This window comes from Rhizobium sp. 01L419, assembly GCF_056400025.1.
On record NZ_JBFTSM010000001.1, the window covers coordinates 269720 to 289928 of the forward strand.

At 60.1% G+C, this 20209-nt stretch carries 22 protein-coding genes; 15 read left to right on the forward strand and 7 right to left on the reverse strand.

The annotated features are described in order from the left end of the window. The first annotated feature begins 21 nt into the window (after positions 1-21). Positions 22-1515, forward strand: coding sequence for a glycerol kinase GlpK (gene glpK / locus AC1DUP_RS01345; RefSeq protein WP_477831895.1), 1494 nt, complete (start codon positions 22-24; stop codon positions 1513-1515). 59 nt (positions 1516-1574) lie between these two features. On the opposite strand, the gene AC1DUP_RS01350 is transcribed toward glpK, so the two are convergent. Then, positions 1575-2546 carry a GlxA family transcriptional regulator gene (locus AC1DUP_RS01350; RefSeq protein WP_477831896.1) on the reverse strand — a complete coding sequence of 324 codons (972 nt, stop codon included), beginning with the start codon at positions 2544-2546 and terminating at the stop codon, positions 1575-1577. 117 nt (positions 2547-2663) lie between these two features. On the opposite strand from AC1DUP_RS01350, the gene AC1DUP_RS01355 reads away from it, so the two are divergent. Beyond that, positions 2664-3305 carry an HD domain-containing protein gene (locus tag AC1DUP_RS01355; protein ID WP_113308751.1) on the forward strand — a complete coding sequence of 214 codons (642 nt, stop codon included), beginning with the start codon at positions 2664-2666 and terminating at the stop codon, positions 3303-3305. Positions 3306-3356: 51 nt separating this feature from the next. On the opposite strand, the gene AC1DUP_RS01360 is transcribed toward AC1DUP_RS01355, so the two are convergent. Continuing rightward, a complete protein-coding gene (locus AC1DUP_RS01360) occupies positions 3357-4319 on the reverse strand; it encodes a hypothetical protein (protein ID WP_477831897.1) in 963 nt (320 codons plus the stop codon). A 198-nt stretch (positions 4320-4517) separates the two neighbouring features. On the opposite strand from AC1DUP_RS01360, the gene AC1DUP_RS01365 reads away from it, so the two are divergent. The 6 genes from AC1DUP_RS01365 (at position 4518) to greA (ending at position 9257) form a co-directional block, all read left to right on the forward strand. Further along, positions 4518-4892 carry a YciI family protein gene (locus AC1DUP_RS01365; RefSeq protein WP_477831898.1) on the forward strand — a complete coding sequence of 125 codons (375 nt, stop codon included), beginning with the start codon at positions 4518-4520 and terminating at the stop codon, positions 4890-4892. Beyond that, a complete protein-coding gene (locus tag AC1DUP_RS01370) occupies positions 4889-6151 on the forward strand; it encodes an RNA polymerase sigma factor (RefSeq protein WP_477831899.1) in 1263 nt (420 codons plus the stop codon). Before AC1DUP_RS01365 ends, AC1DUP_RS01370 begins: the two co-directional genes overlap by 4 nt. A 124-nt stretch (positions 6152-6275) precedes the next feature. Further along, positions 6276-6782, forward strand: coding sequence for a GNAT family N-acetyltransferase (locus AC1DUP_RS01375; protein ID WP_115034287.1), 507 nt, complete (start codon positions 6276-6278; stop codon positions 6780-6782). 108 nt (positions 6783-6890) lie between these two features. Next, positions 6891-7952 (forward strand): LLM class flavin-dependent oxidoreductase, encoded by a 1062-nt coding sequence (locus tag AC1DUP_RS01380; RefSeq protein WP_477831900.1) that lies wholly within the window; start codon positions 6891-6893, stop codon positions 7950-7952. A gap of 40 nt (positions 7953-7992) precedes the next feature. Then, positions 7993-8742, forward strand: a complete 750-nt coding sequence (map, locus tag AC1DUP_RS01385; protein ID WP_115034289.1) for a type I methionyl aminopeptidase — start codon at positions 7993-7995, stop codon at positions 8740-8742. Positions 8743-8774: 32 nt separating this feature from the next. Next, a complete protein-coding gene (gene greA, locus AC1DUP_RS01390; protein WP_113297484.1) occupies positions 8775-9257 on the forward strand; it encodes a transcription elongation factor GreA in 483 nt (160 codons plus the stop codon). A 48-nt stretch (positions 9258-9305) separates the two neighbouring features. Here greA and AC1DUP_RS01395 read toward each other — a convergent pair whose 3' ends face one another. Next, positions 9306-9707, reverse strand: a complete 402-nt coding sequence (locus AC1DUP_RS01395; protein WP_113297485.1) for a RidA family protein — start codon at positions 9705-9707, stop codon at positions 9306-9308. A gap of 189 nt (positions 9708-9896) precedes the next feature. On the opposite strand from AC1DUP_RS01395, the gene AC1DUP_RS01400 reads away from it, so the two are divergent. Beyond that, a complete protein-coding gene (locus AC1DUP_RS01400) occupies positions 9897-10487 on the forward strand; it encodes a TetR/AcrR family transcriptional regulator (protein ID WP_113308758.1) in 591 nt (196 codons plus the stop codon). A gap of 44 nt (positions 10488-10531) precedes the next feature. Here AC1DUP_RS01400 and AC1DUP_RS01405 read toward each other — a convergent pair whose 3' ends face one another. Next, a complete protein-coding gene (locus AC1DUP_RS01405) occupies positions 10532-11137 on the reverse strand; it encodes a PadR family transcriptional regulator (RefSeq protein WP_113297487.1) in 606 nt (201 codons plus the stop codon). 160 nt (positions 11138-11297) lie between these two features. On the opposite strand from AC1DUP_RS01405, the gene AC1DUP_RS01410 reads away from it, so the two are divergent. Both AC1DUP_RS01410 and sbmA read left to right on the forward strand, forming a co-directional pair. Then, positions 11298-12479, forward strand: a complete 1182-nt coding sequence (locus AC1DUP_RS01410; RefSeq protein ID WP_477831901.1) for a YbfB/YjiJ family MFS transporter — start codon at positions 11298-11300, stop codon at positions 12477-12479. Positions 12480-12602: 123 nt separating this feature from the next. After that, positions 12603-13868, forward strand: a complete 1266-nt coding sequence (gene sbmA / locus AC1DUP_RS01415; protein ID WP_113297488.1) for a peptide antibiotic transporter SbmA — start codon at positions 12603-12605, stop codon at positions 13866-13868. A 59-nt stretch (positions 13869-13927) separates the two neighbouring features. Here sbmA and AC1DUP_RS01420 read toward each other — a convergent pair whose 3' ends face one another. Both AC1DUP_RS01420 and AC1DUP_RS01425 read right to left on the reverse strand, forming a co-directional pair. Further along, positions 13928-14458: a PAS domain-containing protein gene (locus tag AC1DUP_RS01420; RefSeq protein ID WP_477831902.1), complete on the reverse strand. Its 531-nt coding sequence runs from the start codon at positions 14456-14458 to the stop codon at positions 13928-13930. Positions 14459-14578: 120 nt separating this feature from the next. Then, positions 14579-15568, reverse strand: a complete 990-nt coding sequence (locus tag AC1DUP_RS01425) for a polysaccharide deacetylase family protein (RefSeq protein ID WP_477832132.1) — start codon at positions 15566-15568, stop codon at positions 14579-14581. A 128-nt stretch (positions 15569-15696) separates the two neighbouring features. On the opposite strand from AC1DUP_RS01425, the gene AC1DUP_RS01430 reads away from it, so the two are divergent. From AC1DUP_RS01430 to der, 3 genes are all read left to right on the forward strand, one after another. Next, positions 15697-16293 (forward strand): NnrU family protein, encoded by a 597-nt coding sequence (locus tag AC1DUP_RS01430; RefSeq protein ID WP_477831903.1) that lies wholly within the window; start codon positions 15697-15699, stop codon positions 16291-16293. Positions 16294-16394: 101 nt separating this feature from the next. Further along, positions 16395-17078 (forward strand): tetratricopeptide repeat protein, encoded by a 684-nt coding sequence (locus tag AC1DUP_RS01435; protein ID WP_113297492.1) that lies wholly within the window; start codon positions 16395-16397, stop codon positions 17076-17078. Between the two features lie 16 nt (positions 17079-17094). Beyond that, positions 17095-18519, forward strand: coding sequence for a ribosome biogenesis GTPase Der (gene der, locus AC1DUP_RS01440; RefSeq protein WP_477831904.1), 1425 nt, complete (start codon positions 17095-17097; stop codon positions 18517-18519). 64 nt (positions 18520-18583) lie between these two features. Here the strand turns inward: der and AC1DUP_RS01445 are convergent, their stop codons facing one another. Beyond that, positions 18584-19030, reverse strand: a complete 447-nt coding sequence (locus AC1DUP_RS01445; RefSeq protein ID WP_477831905.1) for a MarR family winged helix-turn-helix transcriptional regulator — start codon at positions 19028-19030, stop codon at positions 18584-18586. 164 nt (positions 19031-19194) lie between these two features. Here AC1DUP_RS01445 and AC1DUP_RS01450 point away from each other — a divergent pair, with 164 nt between their 5' ends. After that, entirely contained in the window at positions 19195-20208 is a 1014-nt protein-coding gene (locus AC1DUP_RS01450) for an alpha/beta hydrolase (RefSeq protein ID WP_477831906.1), read from the forward strand. Position 20209: the final 1 nt, after the last annotated feature.

The window sequence follows — 20209 nt, forward strand, 5'->3', positions numbered from 1 at the left end:
GCATGCAGCGGGAGGAATCGCATGGGTGGATATGTTCTGGCGGTCGATCAGGGAACGACCTCGACACGGGCGATCGTCTTCGACGGCGACATGAAGATCGCCGGCATGGGCCAGAAGGAATTCACACAGATCTATCCGCGCTCCGGCTGGGTGGAGCATGATCCCGAGGAAATCTGGGATTCGGTCGTTTCCACAGTCCATATGGCGCTGCGCGAAGCCAAGGTAACGGCTGGGGATATAGCAGCACTTGGCATCACCAACCAGCGCGAGACCGTCGTCGTCTGGGAGCGCGAGACCGGCAAGCCGATCCAGAACGCCATCGTCTGGCAGGACCGGCGCACGGCAAGCTATTGCGACAATCTCAAGCGGCAGGATCTCGAACGCACTTTCACGAAAAAGACCGGCCTTATCCTCGATCCCTATTTCTCGGGAACGAAGCTTTCCTGGATGCTCGCCAATGTGAAGGGCGCGCGGGCGAGGGCGGCGCGGGGCGATCTCTGCTTCGGCACGATCGACACTTTCCTCATCTGGCGGCTGACCGGCGGCAAGAGTTTTGTCACCGATGCGACCAATGCGTCGCGCACGCTGATGTTCAACATCGCGACCAACGAGTGGGACGAAGACCTGCTCGATATCCTGCGCGTGCCGGCCGCCATGCTGCCGGAGGTGAAGGATTGCGCCGATGATTTCGGCACAGTCGATCCCGAGCTTTTCGGCGCGTCCATCCCGATCCTCGGCGTTGCCGGCGACCAGCAGGCGGCGACGATCGGCCAGGCCTGCTTCGAGCCGGGGATGCTGAAATCGACCTATGGCACAGGTTGCTTCGCTCTCCTGAATACCGGCAGCGACATGGTGCGCTCAAAGAACCGGCTGCTGACCACCATCGCCTATCGCCTTGATGGTCAGACGACCTATGCGCTTGAAGGCTCGATCTTCATTGCAGGGGCGGCTGTCCAGTGGCTGCGTGACGGGCTCGGTATTATCGACAGGGCATCCGATACGAATGATCTGGCGGAGAAGGCCGATCCGACGCAGGAGGTCTATCTCGTGCCGGCCTTCACCGGCCTTGGCGCGCCGCATTGGGATGCCAAGGCGCGCGGCGCGATCTACGGCCTGACGCGCAATAGTGGGCCGGCGGAGCTTTCCCGTGCCGCACTTGAGGCCGTCTGCTACCAGACGCGCGACCTCCTGGAGGCGATGCAGAAGGACTGGAAGAACGGCACCGACGATACGGTGCTGCGCGTCGACGGGGGCATGGTCGCCTCCGACTGGACGATGCAACGTCTTTCCGACCTGCTGGAAGCGCCGGTCGACCGTCCCGTCATTCTTGAGACAACAGCGCTCGGTGCTGCCTGGCTTGCCGGCAGCAGGGCCGGTGTCTGGCCGGACCGGCAGAAGTTCTCCGCGACCTGGAAGCGTGACCGACGCTTCGAGCCCTCGATGGACGAGAAGACCCGTGCTGCCAAGCTCAAGGGTTGGAAGAATGCGGTGAAGCGGACGCTGAGCGAGCTCTGACTCTTTCTATTTACGCAATTCCGGACGCAAAACCGCTGCACACTTTTGCTGGGATCGCGCTAGGTTACCGGGCTCATATGAGCATATTGCTTGCGGTATTCCGCAGGTGTTACGCCAAGATGGCGCGTGAACGCGCGGCGCAGGGTGTCGTCGTCGGCAAAGCCGCATTCGCTGGCCACCTGTTTCGGCGCATGGCCGCTTTCGAGCAACCGGCGGGCAGCCGTGATGCGACTGGATTCGACCCAGCTTGCCGGTGTCATCCCGACCTCTTCGCGGAAGAGGCGGGCGAAATGACGAGGGCTGAGTTCCATCCGGCGGGCGAGTTCCGCCACGCTATGGTCGACGGCCGGATTGGCGGCGATCCAACGCTGCACCTCCTGCAATGCCGAACGGCCCGCAGGGGCTGCTTCGCCCTTGCGGCTGAACTGCATCTGGCCGCCCGGACGCTTGAAGAACATGACGAGTTGGGCTGCCGTGCGCATCGCCACGTCACGGCCGAGATCTTCTTCGACGAGGGAGAGGGCGAGGTCCAAGCCGGCCGTAACTCCGGCCGCGGTCCTCAGTTCACCATCCGCTACGTGGATCGCATCTTCCTCCACGGCGACGGAAGGATAGGCTTCACGCAGCCTTTCCGCGACGGCCCAATGGGTCGTTACTCGTCGGCCGTCGAGCAGCCCGGCGGCCGCGAGCAGAAACGCGCCGCTGCAGACTGAGCCGTAACGCCGGGCCCTCGGTGCGGTCTTGCCGAGCCATGTCAGCAGTTTTGCATCGGGTTCGATCTCGGCCGCATTCGGGCAGCCGGCGACGAGCAGCGTATCCAGCGGACCGATCTCATCCTCGATCGTGTAGTCGGCGACCAGCCTCACGCCGGAGGAACTGCGGATATGGCCATGGGTGGTGGCGATAACGACGGGGCAATAGGCCTCCGTGCCGCTTTGAACATTAGCCTCGGCGAAGACGTCGAGCGGGCCGGAGACATCCAGAAGCTGGACGCCGGGAACGGCAAGGATGGCGATGTTCCTGGGTTTCATCTGACGGCCTCATGTCCGCGGCGGAATGGTTTTGGCAGAAAATGACGGATAGCGTCGATTGCCGCCATTGTGGGCCGCTTTTACTCTCCCTGACATCCACCATCAAGGAGAAAGACGATGACATTGACGATTGGCGATATCAGCATTCCAGACAGCAAGCTGGCACGCGACATCACCGCGCTGGTTCGGGACACGGAGTCGCCGCTGCTCTTTCACCATTCCAGCCGGGTCTACTATTTCGGCGCACTCTCGGGAAAGCGCCGTGGGCTGAAGTTCGACCCTGAACTGCTCTATGCCGGTGCCATGTTCCACGACATGGGACTGACGCATCAGCACAGTTCGGAGCATGAGCGTTTCGAGGTCGATGGCGCCAATGCCGCTCGTGATTTCCTCAGGAGTTACGGCATCTCGCAAGGTGATATCGACACGGTCTGGACGGCAATTGCGCTGCATACGACACCCGGCATTCCGCAGCACATGCATCCGGTCGTCGCGCTGGTGACGGCGGGCGTGGAGATGGACGTGCTCGGCATCGATTATCACGGTTTCCATGACACCGATCGCGAAGCTGTGGTGCATACGCATCCGCGCACGCCGCATTTTAAAGAGGATATCCTCCAGACCTTCTACGAAGGCATCAAGCACAAGCCGGAAACGACCTTCGGCAATGTGAAGGCGGATGTGCTGGCCGACAAGGATCCACATTTCCACAGAGGCAATTTCTGCAGTGTGATCCGCAACTCGGCCTGGGTCGGCTAGAGTATTCGAAAACTCCAGGCAGGCGGCTTCGATGCCGCCTGCCTGTTCTCGTTACTTCTTCAGCCAGGGTGTCGCCGTGCTCCAGAAGATCACGTTTGCGCCGAGGTAGTCCTGCGCGAAGGTGGTGAACTCCTCTTTGGTGAAGGGCTTCCTGGTCAGCGGGTTCTTGTAGGTCAGCGTCGGCTCCTGGACGGCGAGGCCGACATAGGAAAGCTTGCCCTTGTAGTTGTTGAAGAAGGGGTAGGAGTTCTTCATCTGTGCCTTGCGGTTCGGCACGATGTCGGGGCCGCCGAGGCCGACATTGTTCTTGGCGGCATAGTCGAAGAGCCGGCCCATATAGTTGTGGTCGTTCTCCCATTCGCAGGGCCAGAAGTTCACATATTGCACGACCAGCGACTTTTCGAAGGCCTTGCGGGCGAAGGCAAGGTTTTCCATCTCGGCCGAGAAATAGGCATCGCAAGAGAAACCCTTCGGCTCGTGCTTGGGATCGAGATCGATGGAGGTTTCCGGCAGGTTTATGCCGTAGACTTGGCCGTCGAACTTTTCGGCGAGCGCCTTCAGCAGCGCCTGGTAACGTTCGCGAACGGCCGGGTTCCACTGTTGGGCAACCCAGCCGGAACCGACGGGCTTGTTTTCGCCGGGATTGTCGAATTGCGGGGTGAGGCCGCCGTCATATTCCGGCTCGGTCAGCATGTAGTCTGGAATGTTGCGCGCCTTCGGATTGAAGAAGCGATCCTGCACCTGGATGAACATTTTCTTGTTCAGGCTTTTAGCGATGGCGAGGTCTTGCTCGATGGCAGAGAAGTCGTACTGGCCTTTCGCAGTTTCCAGGTTTTTCCAATTATAGACCACCTGCACGCCACCGATATCGGGCCGAGCGAGCTTCGCCTTTGCGGCGGCGAGGTCGCCGGAGCCCATATAGAGGAAGTTTTCCGGAGCGGAGGCGGCATGGGCAGCCTGCATCGGCAACACGAGGGTGGCGAGTGCGACGAGAAGTCTCTGAGATTTGTTCATAGGGTTCTCGAATGGATGGAAAGCGCCGACAGCTCTCGGGGCCAAATTGGGCAACTCAATGGCGGCGATTATCGCGCCCGTGCGCATAGTTAACCGGGGCGGTTCAATCAAATTTACTGGTTTTCCCATCCGTAATTTTTTGATGCGGCCTGTCGGCCAAACGGTTACTCCTTCGTCATTCGGAAAGAGGAGCTACCGATGCTTTACGCAATCCTTTGCTACGCCAATGAGGAAACCGTTTTCGCCTGGACCGAGGAGGAAGAGGCTGCCGTCATGGGAAATCTCCATGCCGTGATCGAGCCGCTCGTCGCTGCCGGCAAGCTCGGCCCGACCGGCCGGCTGATGCCGACGACGACGGCAACGACCGTGCGCAAGGGCAAGGACGAGGCCTTCGTCGTCGACGGGCCGTTTGCGGAAACCAAGGAGGCGCTTCTCGGCTTCTACACGGTTGATTTCGAAACGCTGGATGAGGTGATCGCCTTCTCCAAGCAGCTTTCGGCGGTCAATCCGGGTTCCACCTCTTACGAAATTCGGCCGTTCTACACCTTCAGGCCGGGAGATACCGCATCATGACAGACATTGCCTGGATCGACCTCGCGCTTGCCTCGGCCCGGCCGAAGGCGCTCGGTGCGCTGCTACGCTATTTCCGCAATCTCGATACGGCGGAAGAGGCGTTTCAGGAGGCGTGCCTGAGGGCGATCCGGACATGGCCGGAAAAGGGGCCGCCGCGCGACCCGACCGCCTGGCTGATCTTCGTCGGCCGCAATAGCGGCATCGATGCGGTGCGCAAGCGGGCGAAGATCCAGGCTCTGCCGGATGAGGACCAGATTTCAGATAAAGAGGACGCCGAAAGCGATATCGCCGACCGGCTGGACGATTCCCATTATCGCGACGATATCCTACGACTGCTCTTCATCTGCTGCCATCCGGACCTGCCGGCCACCCAGCAGATCGCATTGGCGCTACGCATCGTCTCCGGCCTGTCGGTGATGCAGATCGCTCGCGCTTTCCTCGTTTCCGAAAGCGCGATGGAGCAGCGTATTACCCGCGCCAAGGCGCGAGTGGCAAAGGCTGGCGTGCCGTTCGAGACGCCCAGCCCGCAAGAGAGGGCCGAGCGGCTGGTGATCGTCAGCACGATGATCTATCTGATCTTCAACGAAGGCTACAGCCAGGCCGACCCGAAGCAGGAGGCGGCTGCCTTCAGCGACGAGGCGATCCGGCTGGCACGGCTGATGCTGCACATCTTCCCCGCCGAGCCGGAACTGATGGGGCTGCTTTCCCTGATGCTGCTGCAGATTTCCCGCCGGCAGGCGCGCTTCAACACCGAAGAGGAGATCGTGCTTCTGGAAGATCAGGACCGCTCGCTCTGGAACCGGCCGTTCATCAACGAGGCGCTGGCGCTGCTCGACAAGGCACTGCGTCACCGCAAGCCCGGTCCCTATCAGCTGCAGGCGGCAATCGCCGCTGTTCATTCCCGCGCCAAACGCGCCGAGGATACCGACTGGGTGGAAATCGATCTGCTCTATCGTGCGCTCGAACGTGTTCAGCCTTCGCCCGTGGTAACGCTCAACCGCGCGGTCGTGGTCTCAAAGCTGAATGGACCCCACGAGGCGCTCGATCTCATCGAGCCACTCGGTGAGAAACTCGACGGCTATTTCTATTATCATGGCCTGCGCGGCAATTTGCTGAAGCAGCTCGGCCGCATTGCACCGGCGCGCATAGCCTTCGATCGCGCCATCGCGCTTGCGCACTCGGCGGCGGAAGCTGCGCATATCCGCCGGCAGATCGACAAGATGCAGGAAGAGGCGGCGCAGCCTGTCGCGAGAACGTAGTCTCGTTTCCTGTTCGATCGAAACGACAATCCATCACATTCGCTGCTGGTATCCGCAAACAGGTTGAATTGGTGGAGCCGCTCTTTTGCCCATAGGGTGGCGTCATTTCAGCAGGGAATTTCGGATGACCATCTCCATCGCGCCAATCACCGTCGATACTATCGACGAGTATCACCACGTTCTCGGTGCCGTTGCGCGGGAACGGAAATATCTGGCGCGCGAAGACGCACCGCCGATCGAACGGAGCAGGGCCTTCGTGCTTGAGAATATGGAGCGGGGCAATCCGCACTTCGTTGCGCTCGATGGCGTCAGCGTCGTCGGCTGGTGTGATGTCAGACGTAATACCGAGTTCAATGCGCTGCATGCCGGAATGCTCGGAATGGGAGTGCTTGCCGATTACCGCGGGAAGGGCATCGGCAGCCGCCTGATGGAGGCGGCGCTTGCCGCGGCATGGTCCATCGGGCTGACCCGGATCGAGCTCAGCGTGAATGCCTCCAATCAGCGGGCCATTCGTCTCTACGAGAAATCCGGTTTCGAGTATGAGGGTGTATTGCGCAATGCAATCATGCTTGATGGCGACTATCAGGACGTGGTGATCATGGGTATTCTGGCCGAACCGCGGCTATGCTGACGGGGTGTTCCGGCTATCGATTTTCTCGAAGCTATCGTTCCAGAATTTCTGTTTGCTCTTCACTCGCGGCGTCCTTATCTCGAGGCTGAATTCAACAGGATGCCGACCATGGAACTGGGTCTTTATACATTCGCAGACGTCAACCCCAATCCGTCCCGCAACAAGGGTGTGGAAGGGGCCGAGCGGATCAAGCATCTGATCGAGGAGATCGAGCTTGCCGATCAGGTCGGGCTCGATGTCTTCGGGCTCGGCGAACATCACCGGCCTGATTATGTGGCCTCGGCGCCGGTGGTTGCGCTGGCAGCGGCTGCGGTGAAGACGAAGAATATTCGTCTCACCAGCGCCGTCACGGTTCTCTCCTCCGACGATCCTGTGCGGGTGTTCCAGCAGTTTGCGACGCTCGATCTGATCTCTAACGGCCGTGCGGAAATCATGGCGGGACGCGGCTCCTTCATCGAATCCTTCCCGCTCTTCGGCTACAATCTCGAAGATTACGACCAGCTTTTCGAGGAGAAGCTCGATCTTCTCCTGGCGCTGCGCGATGGCGAGATAGTCGACTGGAAGGGCGAGCTCCGCGCGCCGATCCAGGGACGCGGCGTCTATCCGCGGCCGCTGCAGGATCCGTTGCCACTGTGGATCGCGGTAGGCGGTACGCCGCAATCCGTTGCCCGCGCGGGTGCGCTCGGCTTGCCTGTGGCGATCGCCATCATCGGCGGCGAATATCCGCGCTTTGCGCCGCTGCTGGATCTCTATCGGGAGGCTGCTCGCCGGGCAGGGCAGGATGCGGCGAAGCTGAAGACCAGCATCAACGTGCACGGTTTCATAGCCGATACGACAGAGGCCGCTGCCGACCAGTTCTACGGCCCGCAGGCCGAAGTGATGAACCGCATCGGCCGCGAGCGCGGCTGGGGCCCGACGAGCCGGGCGCATTTCGACATGTCGCGCGGCCCGACCGGCAATCTCTTCCTCGGCGATCCGGAAGTGGTGGCCGAGAAGATCATTGCCGCCCACAAGGTTTTCCGCAACGACCGCTTCCTGCTGCAGATGGCGATCGGCCTGATGCCGCACGACCAGATCATGCGCGGCATCGAGCTCTACGGTACAAAAGTGGCGCCGATCGTCAGAAAGGCATTGACTGAGGCTGCCGAAGGCGCGAAAGCCACCGCTTGACGCAGAGCCTGTCGCTCTCGGGTAAAATCCGGAACGGTCTATGGTTATCGAGAACGACGAAGAACTTACCAAGCTTAAGGATATCGGCCGCATCTGCGCCAATGCCATACAGGTGATGGCGGCGGCGATGGAGCCGGGCATGACGACGCTGGAGCTCGACCAGATTGGCCGCAAGGTGCTGGAAGATGCCGGTGCGCGTTCGGCGCCTGAATTCTGCTACCAGTTTCCGGGCGCCACCTGTATCAGCGTCAATGAGGAAATCGCCCACGGCATCCCCGGCAAGCGGATCATCCGCCCAGGCGATCTCGTCAATATTGACGTGTCGGCGGAAAAAGACGGTTTCTTTGCCGATACCGGCGCTTCCTTCGCGGTGCCACCGTCTAAATCGAAGATCGAGAAGCTTTGCCGCGACGGAAAGCGGGCGCTCTGGATTGGCCTCAACCAGATCAAGGCCGGCGAGCCGCTGGCGAAGATCGGCAATGCTGTCGGTGCCTTCGCGCAGAAGAACCGCTATACGCTTGTCGCCAATCTTGCCAGCCACGGCGTCGGCCGTTCGCTGCATGAGGAGCCGGCCGAGCTTTCCACCTGGCCCGATCCGTCGGAACGGCGCATGATGACGGAAGGTCTCGTCTTCACCGTCGAGCCTTTCCTGTCGCTCGGCGCAACATGGGCGGAAGGCGGTGATGACGCCTGGACGCTCTATGCCGATCCCAAGGCCCCGACGGTGCAGTATGAACATACCGTCGTTGCAACACGCAACGGGCCGATTATTCTGACATTGGCGGCTTAAGGGGCATCACCCCCTCGCTGTTGGAGGTCGAGATGGCTGTTGCCTTTACCAAGGAAGAGAGTGCCGAAACCGCATCGGAAACGCTGCTGCCCGATCGCGCGATTTCGCCTCATCCCAATCTCGTCACAGAAACCGGACTGAAGGCGCTGGAACTGCAGGTGCACGAAGCGCGCCAGGCCTATGAGGCTGCGAGCACTATCGAGGACGTCAATGAGCGCCGACGCCAGACGTCTGGCCCGTTGCGCGATCTGCGTTACCTTGCCGAAAGAATTCGCACGGCCCAACTCGTCTCCAACCCGATCTCGACTGCTACCGTTGCCTTCGGAAGCACGGTCACCTTCAGCCGCGATGATGGCCGGGTCCAGACATATCGCATCGTCGGAGAGGACGAGGCCGACCCGAAGGCGGGATCGATTTCCTACGTCGCTCCCGTGGCCCGCATTCTGATGGGCAAGGCCGTCGGCGATGTCGTTGCTGTCGGCGATCAGGAGCTTGAGATTATCGAGATTTCCTAAAGCGCCGCGCGTGCTCGACGCCCGGCACTCGTGTTGACCGCCTTGAGATCAGGCGGCTTGCGGCAAGCGGGCGATGACCTTGATCTCGAAGTCGAAGCCGGCCAGCCAGTTCACGCCGACGGCCGTCCAGTTCGGGTAGGGCGCCTCGCCGATTTCCTTCATTCTGATACCAGAGATCGTCGGCCACTGCGCTTCGGGATCGGTGTGGAAGGAGGTGACATCGACGACATCGTCGAACGTGGCGCCTGCAGCTTTCAGCACTGCTTTCAGATTGTCGAAGGCAAGCTGTACCTGCTTTTCGAAGTCGGGCTCGGGAGAACCGTCTTCACGACTGCCGACCTGGCCGGAGACGAAGAGCAGATCGCCTGAACGGATCGCCGCAGAGTAGCGGTTGATCTCGTAAAGAGCCTGCCGGCCTGCGGGGAAGATTGCATCACGTTTTTTGGTCATTGTTTTACTCCTGTCTAGACAAACGACACCGTCTCCGAACTCTCGTTCGTCGAAAGAGGTGAGCATTTATGGGAATGGGCTGCCCACTATCCGGAGCGATTGATATACGCTCCGTATGCGGATATAATCAGACATACGCAACGTATGTCAATACACATACGCAACGTATGTGTATTTTGGGAGATGGTGATGGCCGCAAAGACCCGGGCGCAGATGATGGAGGAGACGAGGGCGAAGCTTATACAGGCTGCCCGGAAGGCTTTCGCCGTCAAAGGCTATGCGGGAGCTTCGATGGATGATCTCACCGCCGATGTCGGGCTGACACGCGGGGCGCTCTACCATAATTTTGGTGACAAGAAGGGTTTGCTGCAGGCCGTGATCGACCAGATCGACGGCGAAATGGGGGAGCGGTTGCGCATCGAGCGCGACCGGGCCGAAACGATCTGGCTTGGCCTTCTGGCGGAATATACCGCCTATATCGAAATGGCTCTGGAGCCGGAAATCCAGCGCATCATGCTGCTCGACGGGCCGGCGGTGCTCGGCGATCCCTCGCAGTGGCCCAGTCAGAATGCCTGCCTTCGCACGACAACCCAGACCATCCAGGCGCTGATCGACGAAGGCACGGTCAAGCCTGTCGATGCTGAAGCTGCTGCCCGCCTGCTCAATGGAGCGTCGCTCAGTGCCGCGCTCTGGATCGCCGCCGCGGAGGATCCGCACAGCCTTCTTGCGAAGGTCGTCGAGGTTTTCCGCGGTCTCGCGAGTGGTCTGCTCAAGACCTGACGGTGACGAGGCGGCGGTTCACGCCGCCAATCGTCGATGTGGCTTCAATCCCGTTGCGGGTCGGTCTTGCCGCCTTGCAGGATTTCCATGGCCGCACGCTCCAGAATCCCGGAAATCCTGATAGCTTCGCTTGCCGACCAGGGATGACGCATCCGCAGTGCAGAACGCAGCAGCTGGCGGGCAGCGCGGATGTTGCCGTCGTCGCGGCCGAAATCGTCATCCTCCTCGTCACGACGGTGTCGGCCGCCGCCTCCACCCTGATGCTGATCGGGGTCGAACATGCGATTGACGAAGGCCATGCCCTCGGCAATGCGCTCCAGCTTGGCGAGCGCCTGGTCGATCATGGCGCGGTTTTCCTCCACCTTCTGACGGCCGGCCTCGGTGATCTTGTAGAGCTTCTTCGTTCCTTCGTTTTCCACTTCCGCCAGTCCGGTCTCTTCCAGATAGGTGAGGGCCGGATAGATGACGCCCGGGCTCGGCACGTAAAAGCCGCCGGAGCGCTCCTCCAGCGTCTTGATCAACTCGTATCCGTGACGCGGACGCTCTTCCAGCAGCGCCAGAAGGATCACCTGCAATTCGCCCGCGGAAAACCTGCGGCCCATTCCCATGCGCATCGCCTCACCGACGAAACCGCCTCGAAAGCCTCTCATGACATACTCCTTCGTATCAGATGTATCGTTCACTATGTCGTAAATATATATCGTAAGATATGTCTTTCAAGAGAGAGTGCGGAAATCCTGTTCGCGAAATTGAAGCATCCATCAGAATTACTCACTTGTGGCGGTCATGCTGCAGCGCGATAAACGCGCCATGTTGGCTCCGAATAACGACCGCCCGGTCAATCTCCTCACCGCCGCGCTTGCAGGCGCCATTGCAATGGCGGCGGCCATGGGCTTCGGGCGATTTTCCTTCACGCCGATCCTGCCGGGCATGATGGTCGGCGTGCCTCTTTCGGCTGCCGATGCGGGTTTTATCGCTTCCGCCAATTTCGTTGGTTATCTCGTCGGCGCTGTTCTCGCCGCCTATGGGTGGGCTGCGGGGCGCGAGCGGCTGGTGGCGCTTCTGTCGCTGCTTGCGACTGCAATCCTGCTGGCGGCCATGGCGGCGACGGATTCCGTCTTGCTCTTTGCCGTCATCCGCTTCCTGGCGGGCGTGGCGAGCGCCTTCACGCTGGTCTTCAGTTCGGCAATCGTGCTGAGCCATGGGGCGGCTGCGAATAATGATCACGTTCAGGCAATACATTTCGGTGGGCCAGGGGCGGGGATCGCGATTTCCTCCGTCATGGTGCTTGCGCTCGGCTATGTCTTCAACGATGCAGCCGGCGGCTGGCGCGCAGACTGGATCGGTGGAGCGCTCTTTTGCCTGGTCAGCCTTGTTATCGTCTGGGCATTGCTGCCGAAGTCGCCGGTGCATGCGGGGCAGGCGAAGGAGCCGGCACTGATCTGGAGCCGGCCGATGGTGCTGCTGACGCTGTCCTACGGCTTGTTCGGCTTCGGCTATGTCATTACCGCCACCTTCCTTGTCGCCATCGCACGCGCGAGCGCGTCCGGGCCGATCGTCGAGTTCCTCTGCTGGTTCATTGCGGGGCTGACGGCCACGGTCGCGCTGTTCATCTGGAGGCCCTTCGTACGCTTGCTTGGGCTTGGCGGCGTCTATGTCGCGGCGCTCATCATCGAGGCGATCGGCGTGCTCGCAACCGTGGAACTGCCGCATTCGGTGGCGCCGCTGATCGGCGGCGCGCTGTTCGGCGCAACGTTTCTTGCCATCACTGCCTATGGATTGCAGATCGGCCGCAGACTGTCACCCGAAAGCCCGCGCCGCATCCTGGCGCTGATGACGGCGGCCTTCGGCGTCGGCCAGATCATCGGTCCTGTCGTTGCCGGCTGGATTGCGCAGACAACGGGAAATTTCGTGCTGCCGACCGTTATTGCAGCGATCGTGCTGGTTTTCTGCGCACTGCTGGTCATGCCGGTGATGAAGAAAATCCCATAAGTGGTTACAAGTGCGTAACAATGGGTTGAACCCATTGCCGCTTTCTTCGAACTGCCTTAATTTCCGGGCAATCAGTGGTTCGCCACTCTTCCGTGACTCCAGTTCAGGAAAGCAAAGCTCCCCGTGTTTCATTCCTTCTTTCCCCAGCCAAAGGCGTTCTTTACTTCGCTCACAATCTGGACGCTGGCTGCGATTTTAGGCTGGTATTTCTTCGCCGCCGATCTCGGTGCTTCGCTTGGATTTGCGCCGGTTCCTGAAGAGCAACAGCCGATCGATCTCTCGTTTTTCCTGTTGCCGGAGAACCTTTGGTTTTACGGCTACTTCCTGGCGAGCGCTTTGATCTTTTGCGGCGCTTGGCACATCAAGGCGATGAGCCACCCCTGGAAGATATGGTCGATTTGGGGGTCGGCGCTGATCATCTTCGTGACCTATTTTAGTGTGCAGATCTCGGTCGTGATCAACAATTGGCGGCGGCCATTTGGCGACCTGCTGCAGAACGCGCTGGCGAAGAAGCCGGGTATTACAGTCGAGAACTTTTACGACCTGTTTCTGGTTTTCGCGCAGATCGCCTTCCTCGCCATGTTCGTATCGATCATGACCGATTTCTTCACGAGCCATTATATCTTCCGCTGGCGGACGGCGATGAACAATTTCTACATGGCGAATTGGGAAAAGCTGCGTCACATCGAAGGCGCATCCCAGCGTGTACAGGAAGACACGATGCGCTTTTCCAGCACCCTGGAAGGTCTCGGCATCAACCTGATCAATTCGGTGATGACGCTGGTCGTCTTCCTGCCGATCATGCTGGCACTGTCACATTACGTGACGAGCCTGCCGATACTCGGCGAAGTGCCGAATTCCCTCTTCTGGCTGGCTATCTTCTGGTCGGCTTTCGGCACCGTCCTGCTCGCTTTCGCGGGTATCAAACTGCCTGGGCTGAATTTCAAGAACCAGCGCGTGGAAGCGGCCTACCGCAAGGAACTGGTTTACGGCGAGGACCATGCCGACAGAGCGCAGCCGCCGACGGTCCAGGAACTGTTCTCAAGGGTACGGAGAAACTATTTCACGCTGTACTTTCACTACATGTACTTCAATGTCGCCCGCTCGTTTTACCTGCAGGCGGACAATCTTTTCGTTTATTTCTTCATGGCACCGACCCTCGTCGCCGGCGCCATCACCTATGGTATCTTCCAACAGATCGCGACCGCCTTCGGCCAGGTCAGCAATTCCTTCCAGTATCTCGTCAATTCCTGGTCGACGATCATCGAACTGCTCTCCATCCACAAGCGTCTCAAGGCCTTCGAGGCTGCTATCGATGATGAGCCGCTGCCTGATATCGATCAGCGCTATCTGGAGCGCGAAGCCGGTGCTGTTCACGTCGACGGCTGACAGAAATAGAAAGGGCCACCGAAGCGGTGGCCCTTCTTTTTTGAGAGGCCGGCGGATCGTCAGTTCGGACGGCTGGAGCCCGGATTTTTCCAGTCCAGATCCATCAATGCCTCCAGGATATGGTCGGCCGCGGCCGTGTTGCCCTCCCTGACTGCGATGTCGTAGGCGGCGAGGCAATGGTCGAGCAGCGGTGTCGCCACCGGCGCTTCCTCGGGGAGGGGAAAGACGATGCCGCCGTAGAGGGATGGAATGCCGGTCCTGTCGCGGAAGCATCGTCCGAACGCCATCACCTGATGGAAGGCACCGTCGGCGCGGCGAGTGCGGTAGCTCTGGTGCTCCGGCTCTTGCGTAAGGATCGTATCATGGATGATCCTGGCGGCGGCCGGCTGATCCTCCGGATGGATGCGGGAGACATAGACTTCGAGCGGCAGGCCGCGTGCCGTTTCCGCGGAGTCGAGCCCAAACATTTCGGCAACCGCTCCGTCGCCGTAAAGAAGATTGGCAACGATATCCCATATGAAAAAGCCGGTTTCACAATTGCGGAATTCGTCTTTGTCAGTCAGACACTCCAGGTCCACAACAGCTGTCACGACGCACCACCCACGTTTGCGCGCATTCATGATGCAATGCTTATCAAAGCGTAAGGTGGATGCAATCAATAGGTGCAGGCCGTAGTTGAATATCCAGTGTTTTTAACACATAGGAGTGCTTTACAACCCAGATGTCTGCTGCAGCGCCCCGCGCTTTTCGATGAGAGGGATCGCTTCGGAGTAGCTGACGCAGGCGACATCGGCCCTATGGCAGACGTCGCTCACCAGTCTGTCGAGCGCGCGCCAATATGCGCCGCCGTTCATTTCCACGAAATGGAAGCCGAGTTGCAGGGGAATGCGACTGCCGGCATATTGCTTGTCGAAAGCCTCTTTAAAGGCCGTATAGGCGCGCGCCTCGAAGGCGGCGCTGTCGGCGGAATCCTCTTCGCCCTTGGAGTGACGGACGAAGAGATTGTAATCCATGCCGATGATTGGCTTTTCAGCCGGGCCTTCCGGAATGAGCGGCAGGCCGAAGCGGATGATGCCGTCTTCTTCGACCGGCATGGCAGGTCCCTTGGTGACGAGGCTTGCATCATAGGCGAAGCCGGCCTTCTTCTCGGCCGTAATCATGTCGGCTCCACCGCCGGTCGACAGGTAGGGAGCACGGAAACCCTTGATGCCATGGTCGACGAGATCCCGCCAGCCGGCCGGTTCGTCCAGACCGACGCTTTTCCAGGCGGTCTTCAGCGTCGTCTTGAAGGTCGCATATTCGGCCGACCAGTCTGCCTCGCTCCATTGCCGGCCATCGAAATGGCCGCAGGCGTGGCTGGAAATATCGTGGCCCTCGAGATGGGCGTGCCAGATATTGCCGAGGCGTTCGCGGATCTCGTCGTCGCTCTGCGCGAAGCCGACATTGGATTTTGCACGTTTCTGATGAGGGGCTTGGTAGGCTTTCTTCGCTGCCTCATTCATCAGGAAGGTGCAGGAGAGGAAATAGGTGAAGTGCGCGCCATTCCGGGCTGCCATTTCGCGGCTCTTCTGCCAGAGCGCATTATCGTGAGCACCGTCGAAAGAGACGATGACAAGCTGTTTCGGCTTGTCGGCGGCCTCAGCAACGGCGGGAAAAATCAGAGACAGGGCGAGGGAGGCCGGAACAATCGAACGAAACATGGGCACCGCGACAATTTGCATTGCGGTTTTCCTGTTACAGAATTGCGGCGAAGCTACGGTCTTGCTGGCAATTTCCCTCTTCTGCCGGTAATTCATGGCTGACCGTCAAACAGGAAAACCGGATCACCATGGTTCTGCTCGCCCTCAGCCTCATTCTCTTCCTCGGCCTCCACCTGATCCGCGTCGTTGTTCCGGGCTTCCGGCAGGCGATGATAGACGGGATCGGCAAGCCCGCCTGGGTCGCCGTTCATGCGATTGCGAGCATCCTGACGCTGATCTTCGTGATCTATGCCTTCGGCGCAGCGCGTAGCGAGCCGATCGGTCTGCTTTACAACCCGCCAGTTGGCATGGCGCATCTGACCGTCACGCTGATGCTGATTGCGATGGTCTGTCTGGTCTCCGGTTTCCTGCCGGCCGGCCACATCAGGACGAAGACCAAGCACCCGATCGTGCTGTCGGTAAAGATCTGGGCGCTTGCCCATCTTCTGTCGAACGGCGAAGCCTATTCCGTACTGCTCTTTGCCGCTTTTCTCGCCTGGGGCGTGGTGCTGCGCATTTCGTTGAAGCGGCGCCAGAGGCGGGGCGAGATCACATTGCCGACCTTCGTATCGGCCAAATACGACCTCTACGCCGTCATCATCGGCGCGGTCGTCTGGGCGCTGATGATCTGGCGCGTTCATGAATGGCTGATCGGCGTTGCACCTCTGCCGATGCTTGCTTCGTGACGATTCTGCGATATCCCCCTTACAACGGCCGCAAAATGGAGTAGAAGGCCCGACAATGTGCGTTTTGCACTGTGTATGGGTATCCGCGACCGGAGACGAGAATGGCATTCAACGACGACAGCTTCATTCGTGAAGTCAACGAGGAACTGCGTTCCGACCAGATGAAGGGCGCAGTGCGCCGGTTTGGCCGCTATATCATTGCCATTGCCATTCTCATCGTGCTCGGAACCATCGGCAAGGTCGCCTACGAATATTGGGACAATAACGCGTCCTCCGGCGCCGGCGACCAGTTCCTGGCGGCGATGAAGCTTGCCGACGAGAACAAGACGGATGAAGCGCTCGCCGCACTCGACAAGCTGGAAAAGGAAGGCCACGGCGCCTATCCGGTTCTGGCGCGCATGCGTGCAGCGACCGTCCTGTCGCAGAAGGGCGACAATGCCGGCGCGATCGCATCTTTCCAGGCGATCGCCAAGGATAAGTCCGTTCCGGCTGCCGTGCAGGATGCTGCCAAGATGCGCGCCGGCTGGCTGCTGATCGAGAACGGCACCTATGAACAGGTTTCCGCCGCAGTCGAAGAAATGGCCGTACCGGGCAATGCCTTCCGTCATTCCGCGCGTGAGGCACTCGGTCTTGCTTCTTACAAGGCTGGCAACATGGCGCAGGCGCGCCAGTGGTTCCAGTCGATCGTCGACGATGTGGACAGTCCGCGCAATGTTTCCAATCGTGCCCATATGATGCTCGATCTCATCACCGCATCCGGCAAGGCGCCCGCCGCGCAGGGCTGAGGCTTAAGGGAAAATAATGAGTTTTACGGTCGCCATCGTCGGACGCCCGAATGTCGGTAAGTCGACGCTTTTCAACCGTCTGGTCGGGAAGAAGCTTGCGCTTGTCGATGACACGCCCGGCGTGACCCGTGACCGCCGTCCGGGTGACGCGCGGCTTATCGACCTGCGTTTTACGATTGTCGATACGGCAGGCCTCGAAGAGATGACGGACGAGAGCCTGCAAGGCCGCATGCGCCAGCAGACGGAAACGGCAATCGACGAGGCCGATCTGTCGCTCTTCGTCGTCGATGCCAAAACCGGGCTGACGCCAGTCGATACGGCGCTCGGCGAGATGCTGCGCCGTCGCGGCAAGCCGGTCGTGCTCGTTGCCAACAAGTCCGAGGCGCGCGGTTCCGACAGCGGCTTCTACGATGCCTATTCGCTGGGGCTTGGCGAACCCGTGCCGATTTCGGCCGAACACGGACAGGGCATGCTCGATCTGCGCGACGCCATCGTTGCTGCGCTCGGCGAGGATGTCGCTTATCCGTCGAAAGACGATGTTGCCGTCACCGACGTCGATCTGCCGCAACCATCAGGTGAAGAGAGCGAGGAAGACGAAGAGCCCGCCTATGACGAGACCAAGCCGCTTCGCGTGGCAATCGTCGGTCGTCCGAATGCCGGCAAGTCGACGCTCATCAATCGCTTCCTCGGCGAAGACCGGCTGCTGACGGGGCCGGAAGCCGGCATCACGCGCGATTCCATCTCTGTGGAATGGGACTGGCGCGGACGCACCATCAAGATGTTCGATACGGCCGGCATGCGCCGCAAGGCCAGGGTGATCGAGAAGCTGGAAAAGCTTTCGGTCGCTGATGCACTGCGCGCCATCCGCTTTGCCGAACTGGTCGTCATCGTCTTCGATGCGACGATCCCCTTCGAGAAGCAGGATCTGCACATCGTCGACCTCGTGCTGCGCGAAGGCCGCGCCGCCGTGCTCGCCTTCAACAAATGGGACATGATCGAGGATCGTCAGGCCGTGCTTGCCGACCTGCGCGAAAAGACCGACCGGCTGCTGCCGCAGGCGCGCGGCATCCGCGCCGTGCCGATCTCCGGCCAGACCGGCTGGGGCCTCGACAAGCTCATGCAGGCGATCATCGACACGGACCGTGTCTGGAACAAGCGTATCTCGACCGCCAAGCTCAATCGCTGGCTCGAGCAACAGCAGGTCCAGCATCCGCCACCGGCTGTGTCCGGCCGCCGCATCAAGCTCAAATATATGACGCAGGTAAAGGCCCGCCCGCCGGCCTTCATGGTGTCCTGCACCCGCTCGGACGCCCTGCCGGAATCCTATACGCGTTACCTGATCAACGGGTTGCGTGCGGATTTCGACATGCCGAGCGTGCCGATCCGGATCCACTATCGGTCGTCGGACAATCCGTTCGAAGGCAAGAAGAGGCGGACCTAGTCCGCTCCCGTCGCTTGCCGGATTCCCGAACCGTCAATGCTCGGTATAGGCCTTGCTAGGCAGGTCAATAAGCCTCAGACGCGTTTTTATTCAGCGCTTCCCTCAAAGCGATGATTTCGGCCTGCAGCCTTGCAAGCTCGTCAGTGCTGCGGCCGCTGGAGTCGACGATGCACCCCGGCACGGCCTCGGCCTTGTCCTTTAGGCGCTTGCCTTTTTCCGTCAGGCGCAGCACGACGACGCGCTCGTCCTGCCTGCTGCGTTCGCGGCGGATGTAGCCTGCCGTTTCCAGACGCTTGAGGAGAGGGGTCAGCGTGCTCGATTCCAGGAAGAGCTTTTCACCGAGGCCGCCGACGGTCAGGCCGTCTTCCTCCCAGAGGCAGACCATTGCCAGATATTGCGGGTAGGTAAGGCCGAGCTTGTCGAGCAGAGGCTTATAGACACGGTTGAACGCGTGGCTTGCCGTATAGACTGCAAAGCAGATGAAGGTGTCGAGTTTCAGCTGGTCCGACATGACGCAATCTCCAAAACAACCAAGGTTTATATCGTGCGATAAATAATCGTAGCCGCTTTTAATGCATGGCAGGTATGCTAAATTTATTATCGCGTGATAAATAGTCGTGTGCGATATAAAAAACGTGTTCAGGACGAACGCAACAAACCCAAGAGGACACGACAATGTCGACCATCAAGACCGCAGTTTCCGCAGCAGCAATCCTGGCAACTTCCGCCATTGGAGCGTTTGCCGATCCGGTACTGGAACCGACAACACAGAAATTCATCGACAGTCTGGCCGGTTCCAAGCCGATCTATACGTTCTCGCCGGCTGACGCCCGCAACATTCTCGCCGGTGCCCAGAAGGGCGAGGTGAAGAAGCTGGCCGCCCAGGAAGAAAACAAGGTCATCAAGGTCGGCCCGACTGGCAGCGTCAAGCTGCGCATCGTTCGTCCGGAAGGCGCAAAGGGCACGCTGCCTGTCATCCTGTATTTCCACGGTGGCGGCTGGGTGCTGGGTGATGCCGATACGCATGACCGGCTAGTGCGCGAAATCGCCAATGGTGCCAAGGCTGCTGTCGTCTTCGTCGATTACGACCGTTCGCCGGAAGCGCGTTACCCTATCGCTATCGAGCAGGCTTATGCCGCGACGAAATATGTCGCCGAACACGCCAGGGAATTCCATGTGGATGCGAGCCGGCTTGCCGTTGCCGGCGACAGCGTTGGCGGCAATATGGCAGCCGTCGTGACGTTGCTTGCCAAGGAGCGCGGTGGTCCTGCTATCGACCAGCAGGTGCTGTTCTACCCTGTTACTGACGCCAATTTCGAGACCGGCTCCTACAACCAGTTCGCCAATGGCCCGTGGCTGACCAGGGAAGCCATGAAGTGGTTCTGGAACGCCTACCTGCCTGACGAAGCCAAGCGCAAGGATCCTACCGCTTCACCGCTGCAGGCTTCGCTCGACCAGCTGAACGGCCTCCCGCCGGCACTTATCATCACCGACGAAAATGACGTGCTGCGCGATGAAGGCGAAGCCTATGGCCGCAAGCTCACCCAGGCAGGCGTGAGGGTTACCTCGATCCGCTACAACGGCACGATCCACGACTTCGTGCTCTTGAATGCGATTGCCGAGACGCCGGCCGTCCGCGGCGCCATCTCTGTCGCCAACGACACGCTGCGCGCTGCCCTTCACAAGTAAG

Coding starts and splice junctions, on each gene's coding strand:
- AC1DUP_RS01365 (WP_477831898.1), top strand. CDS start 4,518: ATGCTTTACGCAATCCTTTGCTACGCCAATGAGGAAACCGTTTTCGCC.
- greA (WP_113297484.1), top strand. CDS start 8,775: ATGGCTGTTGCCTTTACCAAGGAAGAGAGTGCCGAAACCGCATCGGAA.
- AC1DUP_RS01405 (WP_113297487.1), bottom strand. CDS start 11,137: ATGAGAGGCTTTCGAGGCGGTTTCGTCGGTGAGGCGATGCGCATGGGA.
- AC1DUP_RS01425 (WP_477832132.1), bottom strand. CDS start 15,568: ATGTTTCGTTCGATTGTTCCGGCCTCCCTCGCCCTGTCTCTGATTTTT.
- AC1DUP_RS01410 (WP_477831901.1), top strand. CDS start 11,298: ATGTTGGCTCCGAATAACGACCGCCCGGTCAATCTCCTCACCGCCGCG.
- AC1DUP_RS01380 (WP_477831900.1), top strand. CDS start 6,891: ATGGAACTGGGTCTTTATACATTCGCAGACGTCAACCCCAATCCGTCC.
- AC1DUP_RS01430 (WP_477831903.1), top strand. CDS start 15,697: ATGGTTCTGCTCGCCCTCAGCCTCATTCTCTTCCTCGGCCTCCACCTG.
- AC1DUP_RS01435 (WP_113297492.1), top strand. CDS start 16,395: ATGGCATTCAACGACGACAGCTTCATTCGTGAAGTCAACGAGGAACTG.
- AC1DUP_RS01395 (WP_113297485.1), bottom strand. CDS start 9,707: ATGACCAAAAAACGTGATGCAATCTTCCCCGCAGGCCGGCAGGCTCTT.
- AC1DUP_RS01445 (WP_477831905.1), bottom strand. CDS start 19,030: ATGTCGGACCAGCTGAAACTCGACACCTTCATCTGCTTTGCAGTCTAT.
- glpK (WP_477831895.1), top strand. CDS start 22: ATGGGTGGATATGTTCTGGCGGTCGATCAGGGAACGACCTCGACACGG.
- map (WP_115034289.1), top strand. CDS start 7,993: ATGGTTATCGAGAACGACGAAGAACTTACCAAGCTTAAGGATATCGGC.
- AC1DUP_RS01370 (WP_477831899.1), top strand. CDS start 4,889: ATGACAGACATTGCCTGGATCGACCTCGCGCTTGCCTCGGCCCGGCCG.
- AC1DUP_RS01350 (WP_477831896.1), bottom strand. CDS start 2,546: ATGAAACCCAGGAACATCGCCATCCTTGCCGTTCCCGGCGTCCAGCTT.
- der (WP_477831904.1), top strand. CDS start 17,095: ATGAGTTTTACGGTCGCCATCGTCGGACGCCCGAATGTCGGTAAGTCG.
- AC1DUP_RS01355 (WP_113308751.1), top strand. CDS start 2,664: ATGACATTGACGATTGGCGATATCAGCATTCCAGACAGCAAGCTGGCA.
- AC1DUP_RS01450 (WP_477831906.1), top strand. CDS start 19,195: ATGTCGACCATCAAGACCGCAGTTTCCGCAGCAGCAATCCTGGCAACT.
- AC1DUP_RS01400 (WP_113308758.1), top strand. CDS start 9,897: ATGGCCGCAAAGACCCGGGCGCAGATGATGGAGGAGACGAGGGCGAAG.
- AC1DUP_RS01360 (WP_477831897.1), bottom strand. CDS start 4,319: ATGAACAAATCTCAGAGACTTCTCGTCGCACTCGCCACCCTCGTGTTG.
- AC1DUP_RS01375 (WP_115034287.1), top strand. CDS start 6,276: ATGACCATCTCCATCGCGCCAATCACCGTCGATACTATCGACGAGTAT.